Annotated in this window: 20 protein-coding genes; 9 read left to right on the top strand and 11 right to left on the bottom strand. The window is 66.2% G+C overall.

The annotated features are described in order from the left end of the window. Window positions 1-736: ribonucleotide-diphosphate reductase subunit beta (locus ACN4E0_RS05695; protein ID WP_419566507.1), on the bottom strand; the 736-nt coding region annotated here is incomplete at its 3' end. Window positions 737-1,277: 541 nt separating this feature from the next. Between ACN4E0_RS05695 and ACN4E0_RS05690 the strand changes: the two genes are divergently transcribed. After that, window positions 1,278-1,520: a DUF2171 domain-containing protein gene (locus tag ACN4E0_RS05690; protein WP_419566506.1), complete on the top strand. Its 243-nt coding sequence runs from the start codon at window positions 1,278-1,280 to the stop codon at window positions 1,518-1,520. An 84-nt stretch (window positions 1,521-1,604) separates the two neighbouring features. On the opposite strand, the gene ACN4E0_RS05685 is transcribed toward ACN4E0_RS05690, so the two are convergent. From ACN4E0_RS05685 to ACN4E0_RS05675, 3 genes are all read right to left on the bottom strand, one after another. Then, window positions 1,605-3,626 (bottom strand): ribonucleoside-diphosphate reductase subunit alpha, encoded by a 2,022-nt coding sequence (locus ACN4E0_RS05685; RefSeq protein ID WP_419566505.1) that lies wholly within the window; start codon window positions 3,624-3,626, stop codon window positions 1,605-1,607. Between the two features lie 559 nt (window positions 3,627-4,185). Continuing rightward, window positions 4,186-4,668, bottom strand: a complete 483-nt coding sequence (locus tag ACN4E0_RS05680; RefSeq protein ID WP_419566503.1) for an energy transducer TonB family protein — start codon at window positions 4,666-4,668, stop codon at window positions 4,186-4,188. Between the two features lie 402 nt (window positions 4,669-5,070). After that, entirely contained in the window at window positions 5,071-5,961 is an 891-nt protein-coding gene (locus tag ACN4E0_RS05675; RefSeq protein ID WP_419566501.1) for an alpha/beta fold hydrolase, read from the bottom strand. Between the two features lie 244 nt (window positions 5,962-6,205). Between ACN4E0_RS05675 and ACN4E0_RS05670 the strand changes: the two genes are divergently transcribed. Beyond that, the gene (locus ACN4E0_RS05670) at window positions 6,206-6,532 is read left to right on the top strand and encodes a PilZ domain-containing protein (protein WP_419566500.1); all 327 of its coding nucleotides are present in this window, start codon (window positions 6,206-6,208) and stop codon (window positions 6,530-6,532) included. Window positions 6,533-6,553: 21 nt separating this feature from the next. On the opposite strand, the gene ACN4E0_RS05665 is transcribed toward ACN4E0_RS05670, so the two are convergent. Both ACN4E0_RS05665 and nadB read right to left on the bottom strand, forming a co-directional pair. Then, entirely contained in the window at window positions 6,554-7,339 is a 786-nt protein-coding gene (locus ACN4E0_RS05665; protein WP_419566499.1) for a GGDEF domain-containing protein, read from the bottom strand. 173 nt (window positions 7,340-7,512) lie between these two features. After that, window positions 7,513-9,099, bottom strand: a complete 1,587-nt coding sequence (gene nadB / locus ACN4E0_RS05660; RefSeq protein WP_419566497.1) for an L-aspartate oxidase — start codon at window positions 9,097-9,099, stop codon at window positions 7,513-7,515. Between the two features lie 134 nt (window positions 9,100-9,233). On the opposite strand from nadB, the gene ACN4E0_RS05655 reads away from it, so the two are divergent. Beyond that, a complete protein-coding gene (locus ACN4E0_RS05655) occupies window positions 9,234-9,422 on the top strand; it encodes a hypothetical protein (protein ID WP_221602576.1) in 189 nt (62 codons plus the stop codon). A gap of 9 nt (window positions 9,423-9,431) precedes the next feature. On the opposite strand, the gene ACN4E0_RS05650 is transcribed toward ACN4E0_RS05655, so the two are convergent. Further along, the gene (locus ACN4E0_RS05650; RefSeq protein ID WP_419566496.1) at window positions 9,432-10,370 is read right to left on the bottom strand and encodes an ABC transporter ATP-binding protein; all 939 of its coding nucleotides are present in this window, start codon (window positions 10,368-10,370) and stop codon (window positions 9,432-9,434) included. Window positions 10,371-10,455: 85 nt separating this feature from the next. Here ACN4E0_RS05650 and ACN4E0_RS05645 point away from each other — a divergent pair, with 85 nt between their 5' ends. From ACN4E0_RS05645 to ACN4E0_RS05630, 4 genes are all read left to right on the top strand, one after another. Further along, on the top strand, window positions 10,456-10,716 hold the full coding sequence (locus tag ACN4E0_RS05645; RefSeq protein WP_419566494.1) for a zinc-finger domain-containing protein: 261 nt from the start codon (window positions 10,456-10,458) through the stop codon (window positions 10,714-10,716). Window positions 10,717-10,755: 39 nt separating this feature from the next. Further along, the gene (tldD, locus tag ACN4E0_RS05640; protein WP_419566492.1) at window positions 10,756-12,177 is read left to right on the top strand and encodes a metalloprotease TldD; all 1,422 of its coding nucleotides are present in this window, start codon (window positions 10,756-10,758) and stop codon (window positions 12,175-12,177) included. 75 nt (window positions 12,178-12,252) lie between these two features. Continuing rightward, window positions 12,253-12,663, top strand: a complete 411-nt coding sequence (locus ACN4E0_RS05635) for a hypothetical protein (RefSeq protein WP_419566491.1) — start codon at window positions 12,253-12,255, stop codon at window positions 12,661-12,663. A gap of 79 nt (window positions 12,664-12,742) precedes the next feature. Then, window positions 12,743-13,708 carry an oxidoreductase gene (locus ACN4E0_RS05630; RefSeq protein WP_419566490.1) on the top strand — a complete coding sequence of 322 codons (966 nt, stop codon included), beginning with the start codon at window positions 12,743-12,745 and terminating at the stop codon, window positions 13,706-13,708. Here ACN4E0_RS05630 and ACN4E0_RS05625 read toward each other — a convergent pair. The 4 genes from ACN4E0_RS05625 to guaA form a co-directional block, all read right to left on the bottom strand. Then, window positions 13,705-14,997 (bottom strand): NRAMP family divalent metal transporter, encoded by a 1,293-nt coding sequence (locus ACN4E0_RS05625; RefSeq protein WP_419566488.1) that lies wholly within the window; start codon window positions 14,995-14,997, stop codon window positions 13,705-13,707. The genes ACN4E0_RS05630 and ACN4E0_RS05625 overlap by 4 nt on opposite strands. A gap of 37 nt (window positions 14,998-15,034) precedes the next feature. Then, on the bottom strand, window positions 15,035-15,739 hold the full coding sequence (locus ACN4E0_RS05620; RefSeq protein ID WP_419566487.1) for an endonuclease III domain-containing protein: 705 nt from the start codon (window positions 15,737-15,739) through the stop codon (window positions 15,035-15,037). Between the two features lie 53 nt (window positions 15,740-15,792). Then, window positions 15,793-16,251, bottom strand: a complete 459-nt coding sequence (locus ACN4E0_RS05615; RefSeq protein ID WP_419566485.1) for a CHRD domain-containing protein — start codon at window positions 16,249-16,251, stop codon at window positions 15,793-15,795. A 165-nt stretch (window positions 16,252-16,416) separates the two neighbouring features. Continuing rightward, window positions 16,417-17,991 (bottom strand): glutamine-hydrolyzing GMP synthase, encoded by a 1,575-nt coding sequence (gene guaA, locus ACN4E0_RS05610; protein WP_419566483.1) that lies wholly within the window; start codon window positions 17,989-17,991, stop codon window positions 16,417-16,419. Window positions 17,992-18,058: 67 nt separating this feature from the next. Between guaA and ACN4E0_RS05605 the strand changes: the two genes are divergently transcribed. Both ACN4E0_RS05605 and ACN4E0_RS05600 read left to right on the top strand, forming a co-directional pair. Then, window positions 18,059-18,352: a hypothetical protein gene (locus tag ACN4E0_RS05605; RefSeq protein WP_419566482.1), complete on the top strand. Its 294-nt coding sequence runs from the start codon at window positions 18,059-18,061 to the stop codon at window positions 18,350-18,352. A gap of 332 nt (window positions 18,353-18,684) precedes the next feature. Next, window positions 18,685-18,969, top strand: coding sequence for a UrcA family protein (locus ACN4E0_RS05600; RefSeq protein ID WP_419566480.1), 285 nt, complete (start codon window positions 18,685-18,687; stop codon window positions 18,967-18,969). Window positions 18,970-19,053 lie beyond the last annotated feature (84 nt).

Genomic DNA, 19,053 nt, shown 5'->3' with positions numbered 1-19,053 from the left:
TGACCGGGCCCATTTCGAAGGCGAGGTCGATGAAATTGTCTTCCAGCCGCACCGACTTCTGGCAGATGTCGATGATGTCTTCCTTGACCGCCTTGGTGTAGCAGTCGCGCTCGCGCACGAATTCGTGGAACAGGCGGATGATGCCTTCGCAATGGAGGCTCTCGTCGCGCACCGACCAGCTCACGATCTGGCCCATGCCCTTCATCTTGTTGAAGCGCGGGAAGTTCATCAGCATGGCGAAGCTGGCGAAGAGCTGCATCCCTTCGGTGAAGCCGCCGAAGGCCGCGAGCGTGCGCGCGATATCCTCGTCGGTGTCGACCCCGAAGACCTGCAAATAATCGTGTTTGTCCTTCATCTCCTCATATTCCATGAAGGCGGAATATTCGGATTCGGGCATGCCGATCGTGTCGAGCAGGTGCGAATAGGCGGCGATGTGGACCGTCTCCATGTTGGAGAAGGCGGTCAGCATCATCTTGATCTCGGTCGGCTTGAACACGCGGCCGTATTTGTCGTGGTAGCAATCCTGCACCTCGACGTCGGCCTGGGTGAAGAAGCGGAAGATCTGGGTGAGCAGGTTGCGCTCGTGCTCGGTGATCTTCTGCGCCCAGTCGCGGCAGTCCTCGCCCAGCGGCACTTCCTCGGGCATCCAGTGGATCTGCTGCTGGCGCTTCCAGAACTCGTAGGCCCAGGGGTACTCGAAGGGCTTGTAGGTCTTGCGGGCTTCGAGCAACGACATCTTGTGGTCTCCGGTTTCGGGCGGGTTCTGGACGCGAACGACTCATATAGGGAATCGGAGCGAAAAATCGAAGGCAAACCGGACTGATTCGGCGGGGATAAGATGGGGATGGACGGCCTCGGCCCGTCGCATCCCCCATGCGACGAATTGCGGAACGCGGTGGCGGCCATCGGCGTTGTCACACTGAACGGTTTTTTCGCGCGCGCATTGCCCCTCCAACGGGCGCCGCGCGGCCAGTTCGGGGAACAGTGGCATCGTCCGGTTTCCCCTCATTGCGGGCGATGTCCGCGAACCCCGGCGCCCCGCTCCTCCACCGAGGGCGGGGCGTCACTTTCTTGGTCGCCCTAACGTTTCACTACTTGAGGGCTGGTTTGCGCCCTGCCGCTGCGCTGCTTGAGGCGGGCGGGAGTCGCGATCATTCGATTTCCGCGTCTTTCCCGGCCCCACCATGGACGGTGCCTCAGCCTCGACGAGATGTGGACCGATTGCCGCTGCGGCCCGTTGATTGGGTGTAAGCAACGCAAAACGAAGGGGAATCTGTATGTTCGAGAAGATTCGCATCAAGGAACACATGGAAGTCGCAGACTGCAAGGGCCAGCATGTCGGCACCGTCGACGAAGTCGATGGCGACGCGATCAAGCTGACCAAGTCGGACAGCGCCGACGAAATCCACCATTTCCTCAAGATCGACGACGTCGAGAAGATCGACGACAATCGCATCTATCTGAAGGAAACCGCCCGCATCCCCAACGGTCTGGGCACCAAGGCCACCGAAGCGGCCTGACCCGACGCGCCGGACGGGTTCCGGCCATGAAAAAGCCCCGCCCTCCACACCGGAGAGCGGGGCTTTTCGCATGTCCGCCGGTGCTTACTGGCAGGCGAGGCATTCCTCGTAATCGGTCTGCTCGGCGCCCGCGGCGAGTTCGTATTTGGCCGCGTCGGCGGTGTTGTCCGCCTCGACCCCGCCGGCGAAGCCCGCGCGCTGCACGCTCTTCGAGCGGAGGTAATAGAGCGACTTGATGCCCTTCTCCCACGCCTGGAAGTGCAGCATCATCAGGTCCCACTTGTCGACATCGGCGGGGATGAAGAGATTGAGGCTCTGCGCCTGGTCGATGAAGGGCGCGCGATCGGCGGCGAATTCGAGCAGCCAGCGCTGGTCGATCTCGAAGCTGGTCTTGTAGGTCGCCTTTTCCTCGGCGGTGAGGAAGTCGAGATGCTGGACGCTGCCGCCCTTCTCGAGGATCGAGTTCCACACATTGGTCGAGTTCTTGCTCTTCTTGTCGAGCAGTTTCTCGAGATAGGGGTTCTTGACCACGAAGCTGCCCGACAGCGTCTTGTGGGTGTAGATGTTGGCCGGGATCGGCTCGATGCAGGCCGAGGTGCCGCCGCAGATGATGCTAATCGACGCGGTCGGCGCGATCGCCATCTTGCAGCTGAAGCGCTCCATCGCGCCGGTTTCGGCGGCGTCGGGGCAGGGCCCGCGTTCCTGCGCCAGCACCAGCGAGGCCTCTTCGGCCTTGGCGCTGATGTGCTTGAACATCTTGAGGTTCCACACTTTGGCCATCGGGCTTTCGAAACCGATGCCCTTCATCTGGAGGAAGGAGTGGAAGCCCATCACGCCCATGCCGACCGAGCGTTCGCGCATCGCCGAATACTTGGCGCGGGCCATCTCGTCGGGCGCGCGGTCGATATAGTCCTGCAGGACGTTGTCGAGGAAGCGCATGACGTCCTCGACGAAGGTCTTGTCGCTGTTCCACTCGTCCCACTTCTCGAGGTTGAGCGAGGACAGGCAGCAGACCGCGGTGCGATCGTTACCGAGGTGGTCGATGCCGGTCGGCAGGGTGATTTCGGCGCACAGGTTCGAGGTCGAGACCTTGAGGCCGAGCTCGCGGTGATGCTTGGGCATCATCCGGTTCACCGTGTCGGAGAAGACGATGTAGGGCTCGCCCGTGGCGAGGCGGGTCTCGACCAGCTTCTGGAACAGGCTGCGCGCATCGACCGTCTTGCGGACCGATCCGTCGCGGGGGGACAGGAGGTCGAATTCCTCGCCGTTGCGCACGGCTTCCATGAAGGCGTCGGTGACCAGCACGCCGTGGTGCAGGTTCAGCGCCTTGCGGTTGAAGTCGCCCGAGGGTTTGCGGATCTCGAGGAATTCCTCGATTTCGGGATGGGTGACGTCGATGTAGCAGGCGGCCGAACCGCGGCGCAGGCTGCCCTGGCTGATCGCCAGCGTCAGCGAGTCCATCACCCGGACGAAGGGGATGATGCCGCTGGTCTTGCCGTTGAGGCCGACGGGTTCGCCGATGCCGCGGACATTGCCCCAATAGGTGCCGATGCCGCCCCCCTTGGAGGCGAGCCAGACGTTCTCGTTCCAGGTGCCGACGATCCCGTCGAGGCTGTCGGAGACCGAGTTGAGGTAGCAGGAGATCGGCAGGCCGCGCGTGGTGCCGCCGTTCGACAGCACGGGGGTCGCGGGCATGAACCACAGTTTCGAGATATAGTCGTAAAGCCGCTGCGCATGATCCTGGTCGTCGGCGAAATAGTCGGCGACGCGCGCGAACAGGTCCTGGAACTTCTCCCCCGGAAGCAGGTAGCGGTCGATCAGCGTTTCCTTGCCGAATTCGGTCAGCAAGGCATCGCGCGATTCGTCGATCTGCACGTCGAAGCGGCGATCGAGCACCTTCTTGCTGTCTTCCTTGGTGGCTTCTGCAGCCGCATTCGCGACCGCGCCGGCGAGCGCTTCGCTCGCGACCTGCGCGACCAGTCCTTCGCTGCCTGTGTCCGTCTTTTCCATGGCGACCGCCTTTGTCTGCGTGGTGGGCTCGGGGGCGCTGTCGTGGGTATCGATATCCAGTGTCATCGCCGTGTCGTCCCCGCTTTTGAAATCCATCGTGTGCCCCGCCTTTTCCAGTTCCGTGCGCGGCTTGTTCGCGCACCGGTGTTCCGCTTGTGTTCGAGTCGGCGGGACAGCGATCCCACCTAGCAATTTTGTGCGCTTCCGGGGCGAAAACTTATCCCCTTTTCTCCACAGTCCCGCCGCGATCGCGGCCCGATCCCGATATGGGGAGCGTGCCGCAGATAGCTAGGTCTTGTGGGTACCCCCGGTAGCCCGACCACTAGATACTGAATCAGGTGCGATTCGAGCGCAAGAGGGTCAATGCCGATTTGACGCCCCGAACGGGGTCGCGAGCGCAGTGCCTTATCTTGCTGCAACGCCGCGACGCGTGGACCAAGCTGGACTCGCGCCGAACGCAAGGGGCAAAATGAATCCGGGAAAAAAATTTTGCGGGCAAAAACGATCGATCCGGCTTGAGATTCAATCGAATCCGGATGCGCAATTTTGGAATCAGGCGGTGCGCGCGCACCGCCCACGCACAGCCTCCGACGATGCCGCCGCCGCCCGCAGCGCGGCGGGCGACACCGCCGAAGGGGGAAATGACCCGGCGGTGCTAGCCCGCGTCGCGCGGGGTGCCTCCGAACGCCAGGACCGAGCGCTCGCGCGGATCGGCCAGCCGGGCCTGTTCGAGCCGCACCAGCTGCCCCTGGAGGGAGGCATGCGTCCGCCCGCTGTTGGCGAGGATGACATTGGCCTGGAAGACCTGCCCGGCGCCGCCGATCGCGGGCAGCGGGGCTGAGCGACCGAGCGCGGCGACCGCGCGCAAGGCGAGACGGTCGACATCTTGGCGTCCCGAGGCACGGTAGAGTGTCACCTGCGCCGGCCGGCCGTCGGCTCCACGCTGGAACCGCACCATGACCAGGCCTTCGCCGGTAGTCCTGGGGCGGGGCCATTCGGCGCGCAGGAGGGTGCGGTCGAGATCGCGCGAGACGAGATCGATCGCGGCCGTATCCGCCGAGACGACGATGTTCTGCGAACTGGCCGGGACCGCGGTCAGCGACAGCGCAGCGCCCAGGGCAAAGAGGGGGAGCTTCATCGGATCATCCTTTCCGTTGCAAAGATGACCGGCCGCAGTTTCGCGCCTCCCGCCCCGCCGGAAAAGGCGAGCGACAGTCCCGTGATGCACGATCAGTGGTCGATCGCGAGAGCGGGCGGCTGCGGCGGCCCGCCATCGCTGATCACCCTAGAATGCGAAAGAATCTTGTCAAACGCAGGGGCAAAAGCGCCTGTCGAAAGCAGGTCGCGAAAGATTGGGAGCGTAGAGGCCCTCTTCATTGCGCATGGCTGAGGCGATGCGGAAGGACCCCGGCAGGAGATTGCTCTCTAAGGTAATAAACTCGCCATAGTTGCGCCCAGCTGCACAATTCCCGTTCGTCCGCCGGTCGGACCGCGAGGGTCATTCGTCGATCAGAAGCGCGCAAACGGGCGTGACGCAGAACTAGGCGGCGCTTTCCCTGGCATGGTCGGCAATGGTTGCAGCCAGTTCGTCGACCAGCTCGAGCGGCAGGTCGTGCCCCCAGCCGGGGATGGTCTTGAGCTTGGCGCCGGGAATGCTGGCGGCGGTGTCGCGCCCGCCCTCGCAGGGGACCAGCGGATCGTCCTCGCCGTGCAGCACCAGCGTCGGCACGGAGATCCCCTTCAGCATCGGGCGGCGGTCGCCATCGGCGACGATCGCCGAGAGGTGCCGCGTCGGGCCCTCGGGATAGAAGCTGCGCCGCACGCTCGCCGCGGTCCGCTCGCGCAGGCGCTCTTCCTCCGCCGGATAGCCGGGCGAGCCGATCGTGCGGGCGAGCATCACGCCGTGATCGACCAGCACCTTCTCCTCCGTGCTGCTGGGCCGCGTCACCAGCGCCTTCATCGCTTCGGGCCTGGCCGGCGGCAGCTTGGGATTACCCGTGGTGGAGAAGATCGAGGTCAGCGAGAGGCATTTGTCGGCATGCCGCGCGGCGAAATGCTGGGCGATCATCCCGCCCATGCTCGCCCCGACGATATGCGCCTTGTCGATGCCGAGCGCGTCGAGCAGGCCGGCCCCGTCATCGGCCATGTCGGCCAGCGTGTAGGGGACCTTGGGCTTGAGGCCGATCTTGGACAGGAGCGTCAGCTTGACCAGGCCGGGCGCCTTGACCCCGTCGAACTTGTGGCTGAGGCCGATGTCGCGATTGTCATAACGGATCACGCGGAAGCCGTGATCGGCGAGCGCCTCGACCAGCTCGTCGGGCCACAGCGTCAGCTGCGCCCCGAAGCCCATGATCAGCAGCATCGGCGGCGCGTTCGGGTCGCCGTGCTCCTCATAGTGAATTTCGATCCCGTTAGCCGTCGCCTTGGGCATGCCCTTCCTCCCGATTACGAGGGCCGACCTCATCGCAATCTCGGTCGCTTGTCCAGTCCAAAGCCTTCCCCGACGCGCAAGCCGGGGCATGGCGCCGCTCTACAATCAAATCGAATCGCCTCTGCTAGAATGAAGCGCATCGCCGGGAGGCCTGCCTTCATTCGGGCATGGTCGCCGACCGGCGCCCAGTGTGCAGCCGATCCGTTTCGGGTGCTGTCTACGCCGGGACCAGTGGAGGGTGGGAATGGAGCGACGCAGCGAGCCGCGCAGCGGGACTATGGACGACGTGCGGATCACGATCGACGGAGTGGGCATGCGCTGTGCCATGCGCAATCTCTCGTCCTCGGGCTGCATGGTCGAATGCCGCGATATCGTCGCGCGCATCGGCTCGCCGGTGGAACTGGTGCTGCTGCCCGGCTATGTCGCGCAGGGCGAGGTCTCGTGGCAGCTTGGCGAGAGTATCGGCATCTTCTTTCCCAAACCGATCAGCGCCGGTGTCGTGGGCCACTATGCGCTCGAGGACTGGATGCTGCGTGGCGACTGGTCGATGGCGAACTGGCGCTCTACCTGACCGCCAAGCCGCTCTCGGTGATCAGGCCTCGACCATTTGCTGCCCGCGCTTGCTGCCATACATCTCGGCATCGGCATTCCTCACCGCCGCCTCGACGGTTTCGATCGATGAATCGGCGATGGGGGCCAGCCCCACGCTGAAAGACACGGGCCGGCCATCGAGCTTGGCGATCGGCCGAAAACGCAGCGAGAGCTGGATGCGCTTGAGAATGCGGCCCGCCTCTTCGACCGACGTATCCTTGAAGAAGACGACGAATTCGTCGCCGCCCCAGCGTGCGGCAATATCCTGCGGACGCGTGCGATCCTTCAGCCGATCTGCCAGCGTGCGCAGCAAGCGGTCGCCTTCGGCATGGCCCAAGCTGTCGTTGACCTGCTTGAAGCGGTCGCCATCGAGCACGGCGAGCGTGCCGCTGGCCTTGGGGTCCTGTCCGAGAACCTCGGCGAAGCCCCTGCGGTTGAGCAGGCCCGTGAGGGGATCGGTCAGCGCGAGGTCCTTGAGTTCGTCGAGCCGGGCACTGGTAGACCGCAGGGCATGGGCAACCGATTCCAGCAGCTCGCCCGCCATGTCCGGACCGCCGGTCGGGATGTCCTCGCAATCCACTCCATCGCGCAGCGCACGGAGCCCGCGGGTCGCGACCGCCACGGGCGCGAGCAGGCCCGCAAGCCCGGCGATCGCGAAGCCGCTGCCGACCACCGTGGCGACCAGCAGGGCGAGAAAAGTGGACCAATCCCAGCTACCCCGAAGGGCTTCGAGCACGAGGTAGGCCACGAGCGGAATGTGCACCGCTCCGAAACTGAGCGCGAACATGCGCGCAGTGTAGTGTTTGGGGAAAATAAAGGCGGTTGCCCGGTACAATCGCATGTCGACCCTTCGTATGTGCGCATCGGCTCCTGTGCCAATACTTCAGGGTCCAACCGGTTTCCGCCAATTGACTGGAAATTCTGCAAAACGCCGCAATGAGCGACCGATCGCCCAGGCGGTCAGGGCACCAGCACGGTATCCTTCGCCACGGATGCGGTTTCGGGATAGTCCATGATGAAATGGAGCCCGCGGCTCTCGTGCCGTTTGAGGGCGCTCTGGACGATCAGGTCGGCGCATTCGAGCAGGTTGCGCAGTTCGATGAGGTCGGTGGTCACGCGGAAGTGGCCGTAGTAATCCTCGACCTCGCCGCGCAGATTGCGGATGCGGTGCGCGGCGCGTTCGAGCCGCTTGGTCGTGCGCACGATGCCGACATAGTTCCACATGAAGCGACGGATCTCGGTCCAGTTCTGCTTGATCACCACTTCCTCGTCCGAATCGGTCACGCGGCTTTCATCCCACGGCAGGATCGCGGGCGGATCGTCGAGCTTGTCCCAGCAGGCGAGGATGTCCTTCGCCGCCGCCTCGCCGAAGACGAAGCACTCGAGCAGCGAGTTCGAGGCCAGCCGGTTGGCGCCGTGGAGCCCGCTCTCGGTGCATTCCCCCGCCGCCCACAGGCCGGGCAGGTCGGTCTTGGCGTCGAGCCCGATCTTGACCCCGCCGCAGGTGTAATGCTGCGCCGGCACCACCGGGATCGGTCCCTTGGTCATGTCGATCCCCAGCCCCATCAGCTTCTCGTGGATGGTGGGAAAATGCTCCATCACGAACTCGGGCGGCTGGTGGCTGATGTCGAGATGGACGTAGTCGAGCCCGTAGCGCTTGATCTGGTCGTCGTTCGCGCGCGCCACGATGTCGCGCGGGGCCAGCTCCATGCGCTCGGGATCGTATTTCTCCATGTAGCGCTCGCCCGTCACCGGATTGATCAGCCGCCCGCCCTCGCCGCGCACCGCTTCGGTGATGAGGAAGTTCTTGACCTCGAGATTGTAGAGGCAGGTCGGGTGGAACTGCATCATCTCCATGTTGGAGACACGCGCGCCCGCGCGCCACGCCATGGCGATGCCGTCTCCGGTCGCCCCTCGCGGCGCGGTGCTGAACAGGTAGACGCGCCCTGCGCCGCCCGCCGCGAGCACAGTCGCGCGCGCGACATGCGCCACCACTTCGCCGCTTTCCTCGTCGAGCGCATAGGCGCCCCAGACGCGGCCCGAGCCCGAATAATCGACCTGGTTGCGCCCAGTGATGAGGTCGATGCAGCTCTGCCCCGGCAGCAGGGTGATATTGGGGTTTTCCTCCGCCGCCTTGAGCAGCGCCGCCTGCACCGCCCAGCCGGTCGCGTCGTTCACATGGACGATCCGCCGGTGCGAATGGCCGCCCTCGCGGGTCAGGTGGAGATCGCCCTCCTCGCGATTGAAGGGCACGCCCAGTTCGCACAGCCGGTCGATCGAGGCGGGCGCGCGCTCGATCACGAATTCGACCGTTGCGAGATCGTTGAGCCCCGCGCCGGCGACCATGGTGTCGCGGATATGGTTCTCGAACGTGTCGCCCGCGTCGAGCACGGCGGCGATCCCGCCCTGCGCCCAGGCAGTCGAGCCGCTGTCGAGCCGGCCCTTGGCGAGCACCAGCACCTTCCTGGTCTCGGCCAGCGCCAGCGCGGCGGTGAGTCCGGCGGCGCCCGAACCGATGACGAGGACGTCGTGAGGGGTGTCTGTCATGCGCGCGTCATGCCGGGGTAAACGTCAGGCGGCAAGAACAGAACGGTCCGGCGCAAGGGGGGTTATGGCGGCGCAGCGACCCGCTAGGGCCGGGGCGACAGGGGATCAGCTACGGGACTAGAGGGTCGCACATAATGAAACTGGGTCACATCGCCTGCGCGCTGGGCAAGCACAAGGTCGATCGCGAGAACGTCAAGCGCGCCGGCGGGCAGAAATTCGGCCGCTGCCGCAATTGCCGCACGCCGATGGAAGAGGTCGAACCGCACCTGTGGGCCGCGATGCGGGTCAAGGATGCTGGGCTCGGTCGCCGCGCAATCCACTGAGGGGCGGCCCTACCCCGCGCCGGTCAGCTGGACGAAGACGTCCTCGAGGTCGGCTTCGCGCGTGGTGACGTCCTCGATCGCATAGCCATGGCTCTGGACCAGCGCGAGCACCTGCCCCGCGCTGGTGCGGTCGCGGTCGTAGGTGATCTCCAGCCGCCGCGGCTCGACCACCTCGGCCCGGGTGAAGGCCTCTTCCATGATCGGACCGCCGAGGTCCTTGTCGACCGTGACGGCGACGATCTTCTCGCGCGCCATGCCGACCAGCTCGCGGGTCGGCTTGTCGGCGATGAGCTCGCCGTGGTTGATGATCGCGATTCGGTCGCACAATTGCTCGGCTTCCTCGAGATAGTGCGTCGTCAGCACCACGGTCACGCCCTGGGCGTTGAGTTCGGTGACGAGTTCCCACAATTGACGGCGCAGTTCGACGTCGACCCCCGCGGTCGGCTCGTCGAGCACGAGGATCGGCGGCGAGTGCACCATCGCCTTGGCGATCAGCAGGCGGCGCTTCATCCCGCCCGACAGCGTGCGCGCATAGGCATCCTTCTTGTCCCACAGATGTACCGCGCGCAGCAGTTCCTCGCTGCGGCGCTCGGCCTTGGGAATGCCGTAGAAACCGGCCTGGTTTTCGAGCACTTCAAAGGGCGTGAAGAAGGGGTCAAAGACGATTTCCTGCGGCACGATGCCGATCGACCGCTTGGCGTTGCGCGGGTTCTCGCCGATGTCGAAGCCCCAGATCTCGGCGCTGCCGCCGGTCTTTCTGACCAGCCCGGCGAGGATGTTGATCAGCGTCGACTTGCCCGCGCCATTGGGGCCGAGCAGGCCGAAGATGCCGCCCTGCGGGACATCGAAACTCACGCCCTTCAGTGCCAGCTTGGGCGGTTCGCCGGGTCCCGGCGGGGCATATTCCTTGACGAGATTGTCGATGCGGATGGCTGGGGGCGTGGTCATGCGCAGTGACCTAGGGACGCTGCGGGGGCGCGACAAGCGGCGAATGCTTGCGCCCGCGCACGGCACATATTATCGGACCACTCCCATGAGCCTGCCTCCTCCCGAAATCTCCAAGGTCACCACGCGGCGCGTGTGGTGCGACGGCGCGACCAACATCCGCAGCGGCGAGAACTACAAGCCGATCGCGCTCGGCCATCCCAAGGTCTATCTCGAGATCGACGAGCACGGCTATGTCGACTGCGGCTATTGCGACCGGCGCTTCGTCCTCGAGGGCGGCCCCGCCGATGGCGTCGACCAGTCGCAGCTGATGGATATTTCCGAAGGCGCCGACCCGGGGCATCGCTGACCCCTCGCCTTCGCTCGCATCGCACCCTACATGGGTAGCATGACGCCAGCGACCGATCCGCACGCCCTGCTCTACAGCCAGTTCGATCCCGGGGAGGCCCAGGCGCTCACCCGCCGCCTGCTCGCGCCCTGCGACGACGGCGAGCTCTACCTCCAGTTCATGGCGAGCGAGAGCTTCGCCTTCGACGACGGCCGGTTGAAGACCGCCGATTATTCGCGCGACTCGGGTTTCGGCCTGCGCGGCGTCTCGGGCGAGACCACCGGTTTCGCCCATGCCAACGAGATCAGCGCCAAGGCGATCGCGCGCGCGGGCGAGACGCTGCAACTGCTCGATGCGACCACATCGCCCCATGCGGCCCCGCCCGAGCGCACCAATCGCCACCTCTACACCGATGTCAGCCCGCTCGACCTCGTGCCCTTCGCGGAAAAGGTCGGGCTGCTCGAGAAAATCGATGCGGTGGCGCGCGCCAAGGATCCCCGCGTCGCACAGGTCAGCGCCAGCCTGGCCGGCAGCTGGAGCGCGATCGACATCATCCGCGCGGACGGTTTCACCGCGCGCGACATCCGCCCGCTCGTGCGGCTGAACGTCAGCATCGTCGCCGAAGCCAACGGCAGGCGAGAGACCGGCAGCTTCGGCTTCGGCGGGCGCTATCTCTACGACGATTTGTTCGACGAAGGCCGCTGGATGCACGCGGTGGACGAGGCCGTGCGCCAGGCGCTGGTCAATCTCGAGAGCGTCGAGGCGCCGGCGGGCGAGAAGACCGTGCTGCTCGGGCCCGGCTGGCCCGGCGTGCTGCTGCACGAAGCGGTCGGCCACGGGCTCGAGGGCGATTTCAACCGCAAGGGCACCAGCGCCTTTTCGGGCCGCATCGGCGAACGCGTCGCCGCACCGGGCGTCACCGTGGTCGACGACGGCAGCATCGCCAACCGCCGCGGTTCGCTGAGCATCGACGACGAGGGCACCCCGACGCGCGAGACGGTGCTGATCGAGGACGGCATCCTCAAGGGTTACATGCAGGACCGGCTCAATGCCCGGCTGATGGGGGTCGAGGCGACCGGCAACGGTCGCCGCCAGTCCTACGAACATGCGCCCATGCCGCGCATGACCAATACCTTCATGCGCGGCGGCAGCGACGATCCGGAAGAGCTGCTCAGCCGCGTCGAGGACGGCATCTACGCCACCAGCTTCGGCGGCGGGCAGGTCGATATCGTCAGCGGCAAGTTCGTCTTCGCCTGCACCGAGGCCTACAGGGTCGAAAAGGGCAAGGTGGTCGCCCCGATCAAAGGTGCGACGCTGATCGGCGACGGGCCCACGGTGCTGACCAAGGTGCGCGGCATCGGCAACGACATGGCGCTCGACGAAGGCGTGGGTATGTGCGGCAAGGGCGGGCAGAGCATCCCTGCCGGCGTCGGCCAGCCGACCCTGCTGGTCGATGGAATTACCGTTGGCGGAACCGCATGAGCGAGAGGCTCTTCCGCTCAGCGCAGGTTCAGCGAGTGTGATATAGTATCCATGCACCGAATGGAGAGAATCGCCATGATCAAACCGCTTGCCTTCACCGCCGCCGCACTGGGGCTGCTCGCCGTGCCGCTCAGCGCCGAGGAGCCCGCGCAGATGACCCGCGGCGAAGCCGAACTCGCCAAGCTGCTCGAAGGCCGCGTGGCGGGCGAACCGCGGCGCTGCATCGCCACGATCGGCAGTCGATCCATCCACCAGATCGACGGCACCGCGCTGACCTATCGCGACGGCGATACGGTGTGGGTCAACTACACGCGCAATCCCGACAGCATCGACGACAGCGATGTCATGGTGATTCGCCGCTTCAGCCCGACCTCGCTGTGCCGTACCGACCAGATCGAGATGGTCGAACGCACCGGCGGATTCCTGACCGGCGTGCTCTTCCTCGACGATTTCGTGCCCTATACGAAGGTCGACGCCGAGGGCTGAGCCTGGCTTCCCGCGACTTCGCAGAGGTAGCCAAGCCGTCATGCTGCGCGCATAGCATTCTCCCGAGAGGAGAGATCGCATGCCCGCACCGCAGACACCCATAGATTCGCCCTTCGGCTATCGCTCGACCGCCCGCGAGGTCGTCGAGGATATCGACCTGTCGGGCAAGACGGTCGTCGTGACCGGCGGCTATTCGGGCATCGGGACCGAAACCGTCCGCGCCATGGCCGGGGCCGGCGCCCGAATAATCGTCGGCGCGCGGCGCCCCGACCAGGCGCACGACGTGCTCGACGGCATGGACGGCGACATCACGATCCTGCCGCTCGACCTCTCCGATCCAGCCTCGATCGACGGCTTTGCCGGAGCGATCGGAGGCGCAACCGACGCGATCGACATCCTGATCAACAATGCCGCGATCATGGCTAGCCCGCTCGCCCGCGATGCCCGCGGTTACGAGATGCAGTTCGCCACCAACCACCTCGGTCATTTCCAGCTGACCGCGCGGCTGTGGCCGCTGCTGGTTGCGGACGGCGGCGCACGCGTGGTGGCGCTTTCCTCAATCGGCCACCGCCTCCACGGGCTCGATCTGCACGATCCCAATTTCGAGCACCGCGACTACGACAAGTGGCTCGCCTACGGGCAGGCGAAGTCGGCCAATGCGCTGTTCGCGCTCCAGCTCGACACATTGGGCGCGGCGAAAGGCGTGCGTGCCTTCGCGGTCCATCCGGGCGGCATCGCCACCCCGCTTCAGCGCCACCTGACGATGGAGGAGCAGAAAGCGATGGGCTGGTACGACGAGGAGGGCAATGTCCACGAGGCCTTCAAGTCGACCGAAGAGGGCGCCGCGACCAGCGTCTGGTGTGCGACCTCGCCGCTGCTCGAGGGCAAGGGCGGGGTCTATTGCGAGGATTGCGACATCGCGGTCGCCGCCGATCCCGAAAACCCGCGCGCGGGCGGATACTGGCCGCATATCCGCGACGAGGATCTGGCCGAGAAGCTCTGGGCCAAGTCCGAGGAAATGACGGGGGTCGCTTTCCCCGGCTAGCCTTGCGTGCGCCGCGTGACCGCGCGGCCGAGAAATACGCCGAGCACCGCGAAGGCGGGGAGCATCAGCCCCGGATCGGGCAGCGCGAAGCCGAGCGTCGTGCTCGAAGCGCGCGCGACGGCGGTGAGCCCGAGCATCGTCGCGACCCCGACCACCAGCAGGCCGAAGCCGTTGGCGAGCGGGCCGTTTGCCGCATCGCCCAGCAGCGCCTCGTCGTTCATGGCGGCGAGCAGGAACAGCGCGACGAGCGGCAGCAGCGCCCCGTTGAAGGCCTGCGCCGCGAGGATCGCGGGGGTCGGCCTGATGTCGACGAGCCCGAAGCCGAGGCCGATCAGCAGGACCGCGCCCCAGACCGCGCGGAACCGCCAGCCGCGTGCCTGCCAGCGTGGGTCCTCGGCCGAGGCGAACAGTCCGCGCGCGGTCAGCGCGGCGGCGAGCGGGGCGGTCACCGCCGAGGAAATGCCGGCGGCGAGCAGGCCGATGCCGAAGCCGGTGCGCGCCCAGCCGCCGAGCCTGTCGGCGAGCGTGTCGCCCAGCGCCTCGAAGGAGAACTCGCCCGCGAGCGCGGTCCCGACGACGAGGATGGCAGCGGTGATCAGCACGCCGATTCCGACCGAGACCGCGAGACCGAAGCGCATGTCGCCGAGCCCCTGCCCGCGCGCCAGCGCTGCGCCGAGGAAGAAATTGTAGGGCACGACCGTGGTCCCCACCAGCGCGAGCACGCCCAGCAGCGCGGCCTGATCGTCGGCGAAACCGGGTGCCGGCACCATACCGGCGAGGAGCGGTCCGACGGCCGGTGCGAGAGAGATTGCCACCGCCAGAAAGCCTACCCCCATCAGGCCGACGAAGACCGCCATCAGCCGTGCCACCCCCTGCGGCGATCCCGCGAGCAGCAGAAGCGCGGCGGCGAGCGCCAGGATGAGCGTCACCGCGGGTTTGGGCAGGTCGATGGCCAGCATCGCCCCCGCCGCCCCGCCGAGGATATTGCCCGCCTCGTATGCCGCGCAGCCGAGCAGGATCGCCCCGCCGACCAGCAGCAGCGTGGCCGCGCGCGCGAAGCCTTCGGGATAGCGGCGGCGCAGGACGCTCGCGAGATCGTCGCCGGTGCCGATCGCCAGGCGCCCGGCGAATTCCTGCAAGGTGAAGGTGGCGATGCCCGAGAAGAGGATGGCCCACAGCAGCGCCGGGCCGACGCTGGCGCCCGCGCTGGCCGCGGCGGTGACCGTCCCCGGTCCGATGAAGGCCGCCGCGATTGCGGACCACAGCAGGATCGAGCCGATGCGTTTCATTGCGCGCCCTTGTGGCGCAAGCGCGTGGCCGCTGCAATCACGCGCGGCGACGGCCGGTTTCGCACAGCGCCTGCGCCGGGCACGCGGGACATTCGGGCGCAGAGGGGCGGCACCAGGTCCGGCCGAGCTGCTTCATCAGCAGGTGGTGCTCGTCGTAATCGGCGCCCGACCATTCGGGCGGCATGGCGGGCATGATCGCGGCGAAGGCGCGGTCGGTATTCGCCTTGGGCGGGACCAGCCCCATGCGCTGGAGGATGCGCCGGTGATGCCCGTCGAGCACCACCGCGCGGCGATCGAGCGTGCTCGCATTCATCACCCCGGCGGCGATCTTGCGGCCCACTCCGGGCAGCTGCTCGAGCCAATCCATCGCCGCGAGCGTGTCCAACGCCTCGAGATGCGACAGGTCGACGCTGCCGCGCCGCGCGATCAGGTCGGCGAGGCACGCCTTGAGGCGTTCGCCGGCAACATTGGGATAGGTCTGCGTCGCGAGTTCGGCCTGCAGCTCCTCGAGCGGAGCCTCGGCCACCTTCTCCCAGCTGCCCCAGCGCGCGAGCAGGCGATCGGTCGCCAGATTGGAGATTTCCGACCTGGTCTGCGCGCCGATCACGCCCTGGACGAGCGCCCATTCGGGCTGTCGCCAGGCTTCGGCGGCGCGCTCGATCCGCCCGAACCGCTGGACCAGCAGCGCCTGCAGGCGGCGGAGCGTCTCGCTGCGCGGATCGGGGCCGAGGGGCAGTTCCATCCGGCGGCTATCGCGCGGCTTCACCCGCGCGACAACCGTCGATGGCGATTGTCCTATCCGCCGGTATTGGTGAGCTGCCCGCGGATCGCGCCGTTGGGATATTCGGCCGTGTGGAGGTTGACGTAGAATCCGGCGTAATTGTTCTCGATCCAGTCTTCGCTCCATTCGCCGGCATCGGTGCAGCCCTTCCAGCCGCCTTCGTTTGCCCGGGTGAGCGTGACCACGGGCGGACCGTTGGTGCCGGCAGCGCCCTTGTGGATATGCGCCGCAGTGACCGGACCGATGCCGCGAACGTCGTTGATGTCCCAGCAGATCTGGTCGAGTTCGTCGCTGACGGTGATCTCGGCCCTGGCCGACCCGTCGGGATCGCCCCCGCCGACCTCCTGTGCCCCGGTGAGCGAGGCGTAATAGGTCTCAGCGACCTCCTCGGCGACGCCTTCTTCCAGCGTTGCGCACCCAGCCAGCGCGAAGGACGCAGCCGCACTGGCGGCAAACAGATATGCGGTTTTCATGATCTCTCTCCTCGGTTCTTATGCAATCCCCACCGATGGGGTACGAACGAGGGGCGGCAGCGGCATGTTCCCGCAGGCACGCCAGAGCCTAGTCGCCGCGCGCGATACGATCGACGAAGTCGCCGACGCCATCGATCGTCGGGGGAACCGAAGATGTAGGCGGGATCACTCCCACTCGATCGTGCCCGGCGGCTTGCTGGTATAGTCATACACCACGCGGTTGATGCCCTGCACCTCGTTGATGATGCGCGTGGCGACTCGGCTGAGGAAGCTCGCGTCGAAGGGGTAGATATCGGCGGTCATGCCGTCGGTGCTGGTCACCGCGCGCAGCCCGCAGACGCTGTCATATGTGCGCCCGTCGCCCATCACGCCGACGGTCTTGACCGGGAGCAGCACCGCGAAGGCCTGCCAGATCGCGTCGTAGAGGCCGGCGTTGCGGATTTCCTCGAGATAGATCGCGTCGGCCTTGCGCAGGATGTCGCAGCGCTCCTTGGTCACTTCCCCCGGGATGCGGATAGCGAGGCCGGGGCCGGGGAAGGGGTGACGGCCGACGAAGATCTCGGGCAGGCCGAGCTCGCGGCCGAGTTCGCGGACCTCGTCCTTGAACAGCTCGCGCAAGGGCTCGACCAGCTTCATGTTCATCCGCTCGGGCAGGCCGCCGACATTGTGGTGGCTCTTGATCGTGACCGAGGGCCCGCCGGTGAAGCTGACGCTCTCGATCACGTCGGGGTAGAGCGTGCCCTGGGCGAGGAAATCGGCGCCGCCGATCTTCTTCGCCTCGGCCTCGAACAGGTCGATGAAGGCGCCGCCGATGAACTTGCGCTTCTTTTCGGGGTCGATCTGGCCGGCGAGACCGCCGAGGAACATCTCTTCCGCGTTCACGTGGACCAGCGGGATGTTGTAATGGTCGCGGAAGAGGGTGACGACCTGCTCGGCCTCGTTCATCCGCATCAGGCCGTGGTCGACGAAAACACAGGTGAGCTGGTCGCCGATCGCCTCGTGGATGAGAACCGCGGCGACCGCACTGTCGACCCCACCCGAAAGGCCGCAGATGACCTTGCCGTCACCCACCTGGGCCCGGATTTCCTCGATCTTGGTCTTGCGGAATTCGGCCATGGTCCAGTCGCCCGCGAGCCCGCAGACATGGCGCACGAAATTGGCGAGCAGCTTGCCGCCGTCGGGGGTGTGGACCACTTCGGGGTGGAACTGGGTGCCGTAGTAACGTCGCTCGTCGTCAGCGATCAGCGCAAAGGGCGCGCCGGGACTGGTGGCGACGATGCGGAAGCCGTCGGCGAGCTGGGTGACCTTGTCGCCGTGGCTCATCCACACCTGGTGCGTTTCGCCCGGCTGCCATAGGCCGTCGAACAGCACGCATTCCTCCGAAACCTCGCAATAGGCGCGCCCGAATTCGCCACCCTCGCCGGTCTCGTGGCCGGGGCGAACCTCGCCGCCCAGCTGCTGGGTCATCACCTGCTGGCCGTAGCAGATGCCGAGCACCGGCACCCCGCTGTCGAAGATCACGTCGGGGGCACGCGGGGATCCCTCGTCGGGGACGCTGGCCGGGCCGCCCGAGAGGATCACGCCCTTGGGCTTGAGCCGGTGGAAGGCCTCTTCCGCCTGGGTGAAGGGGGCGATTTCCGAGTACACCCCGGCTTCGCGCACGCGGCGCGCGATGAGCTGGGTGACCTGGCTGCCGAAATCGACGATGAGGATGGAATCGGGAAGGTGCTCTGGCTGCATGGGGTCCGTTAAAGGCAGGCTGCACCCGCTGTCCAGCATTGCCGATTGCCAGAGCGCGATTGTCCCCTTGGGCCATGCCGATAAGCGAGGCAGCCGTTATACCCGACCGGCATCGCAGCCGCGCGATCGCCGTCGACAAGGCCTGTTCGCGCGTTTCATTGGCGCCGTGACGATTGTGCACTTCCCTGCAATTCCGCTGGCGACTTCGGCACTTATCGCCGTCGTGATGCCCGGAATGCTCGGAGTGGCGGCGAAGAGGCTGCGGGTCGAATGGTTGCGCGAAACGCAACATCATTCCATTTTTTCTCACTTTAGTTCACGGCAGTGGAATATTATTACCCATCTCACAGCCGGACGGTGAACCCCTGACCCTCCCGTCTCGGACGAATTACAGAAGCTTCGGCCCCCAAGCAGCCGGGTTTCTGGCCTTCCTCGCCACTGCGGTCGGCCCTCGGGCCCACCGGCACCGGCGAGGCGATATGGCAGCGAGTAGAGACGCGGCCGCCGACATTCCTCTCCCTCCCCCAAGAAGTTGGCGCCGCGTCTCGAAACGCTGTCGTGAGTGGCATGCACTACAGCATGTGCATTTCGCACTTGCGGCATGTTCGCAGGTGCAGCATCATCCGGGCATAAAGATAAGCAGGGATGTACGACGAAGGCGACCAGACGATTCACCTCCCAAGGAGATTTCCCATGCGTCGCATTACCTTTACCGCTCTCGCCGCACTCGCCGTTTCGGCCGGCGTCCCCGCGATCGCGCAGGATGTGCCCGAGAAGACCGCAATCGTCGACTACGGCGACCTCGACCTGACCAATCCCGAACATATGCGCATGCTCGACCAGCGCCTGCTGACCGCTGCGAAGCAGGTCTGCGGCAGTGCCAGCTGGATCAACCGCACCTGCGTCACGAGCAGCTACCAGGAAGCGAAGCGCACGCTGAAGGCGCGCCGCTCGCTCGCCCTCGCAAGCCGCGACTGAGCCTTCGCAAGAGGCGGGGCGGCTCCGCTCGGGGAACCGCCCCGCCGCTTGACCGGACCGAGCCTTCGCCCCGGCGAATGGCTG

It is taken from the genome of Qipengyuania sp. (assembly GCF_048550555.1).
GTDB lineage: Bacteria > Pseudomonadota > Alphaproteobacteria > Sphingomonadales > Sphingomonadaceae > Qipengyuania.
Note: the sequence above shows the minus strand (reverse complement) of the source record. Positions and strands in the feature narration are given on the sequence as shown.

Coding starts and splice junctions, on each gene's coding strand:
- ACN4E0_RS05690 (WP_419566506.1), top strand. CDS start 1,278: ATGTTCGAGAAGATTCGCATCAAGGAACACATGGAAGTCGCAGACTGC.
- ACN4E0_RS05685 (WP_419566505.1), bottom strand. CDS start 3,626: ATGGATTTCAAAAGCGGGGACGACACGGCGATGACACTGGATATCGAT.
- ACN4E0_RS05680 (WP_419566503.1), bottom strand. CDS start 4,668: ATGAAGCTCCCCCTCTTTGCCCTGGGCGCTGCGCTGTCGCTGACCGCG.
- ACN4E0_RS05675 (WP_419566501.1), bottom strand. CDS start 5,961: ATGCCCAAGGCGACGGCTAACGGGATCGAAATTCACTATGAGGAGCAC.
- ACN4E0_RS05670 (WP_419566500.1), top strand. CDS start 6,206: ATGGAGCGACGCAGCGAGCCGCGCAGCGGGACTATGGACGACGTGCGG.
- ACN4E0_RS05665 (WP_419566499.1), bottom strand. CDS start 7,339: ATGTTCGCGCTCAGTTTCGGAGCGGTGCACATTCCGCTCGTGGCCTAC.
- nadB (WP_419566497.1), bottom strand. CDS start 9,099: ATGACAGACACCCCTCACGACGTCCTCGTCATCGGTTCGGGCGCCGCC.
- ACN4E0_RS05655 (WP_221602576.1), top strand. CDS start 9,234: ATGAAACTGGGTCACATCGCCTGCGCGCTGGGCAAGCACAAGGTCGAT.
- ACN4E0_RS05650 (WP_419566496.1), bottom strand. CDS start 10,370: ATGACCACGCCCCCAGCCATCCGCATCGACAATCTCGTCAAGGAATAT.
- ACN4E0_RS05645 (WP_419566494.1), top strand. CDS start 10,456: ATGAGCCTGCCTCCTCCCGAAATCTCCAAGGTCACCACGCGGCGCGTG.
- tldD (WP_419566492.1), top strand. CDS start 10,756: ATGACGCCAGCGACCGATCCGCACGCCCTGCTCTACAGCCAGTTCGAT.
- ACN4E0_RS05635 (WP_419566491.1), top strand. CDS start 12,253: ATGATCAAACCGCTTGCCTTCACCGCCGCCGCACTGGGGCTGCTCGCC.
- ACN4E0_RS05630 (WP_419566490.1), top strand. CDS start 12,743: ATGCCCGCACCGCAGACACCCATAGATTCGCCCTTCGGCTATCGCTCG.
- ACN4E0_RS05625 (WP_419566488.1), bottom strand. CDS start 14,997: ATGAAACGCATCGGCTCGATCCTGCTGTGGTCCGCAATCGCGGCGGCC.
- ACN4E0_RS05620 (WP_419566487.1), bottom strand. CDS start 15,739: ATGGAACTGCCCCTCGGCCCCGATCCGCGCAGCGAGACGCTCCGCCGC.
- ACN4E0_RS05615 (WP_419566485.1), bottom strand. CDS start 16,251: ATGAAAACCGCATATCTGTTTGCCGCCAGTGCGGCTGCGTCCTTCGCG.
- guaA (WP_419566483.1), bottom strand. CDS start 17,991: ATGCAGCCAGAGCACCTTCCCGATTCCATCCTCATCGTCGATTTCGGC.
- ACN4E0_RS05600 (WP_419566480.1), top strand. CDS start 18,685: ATGCGTCGCATTACCTTTACCGCTCTCGCCGCACTCGCCGTTTCGGCC.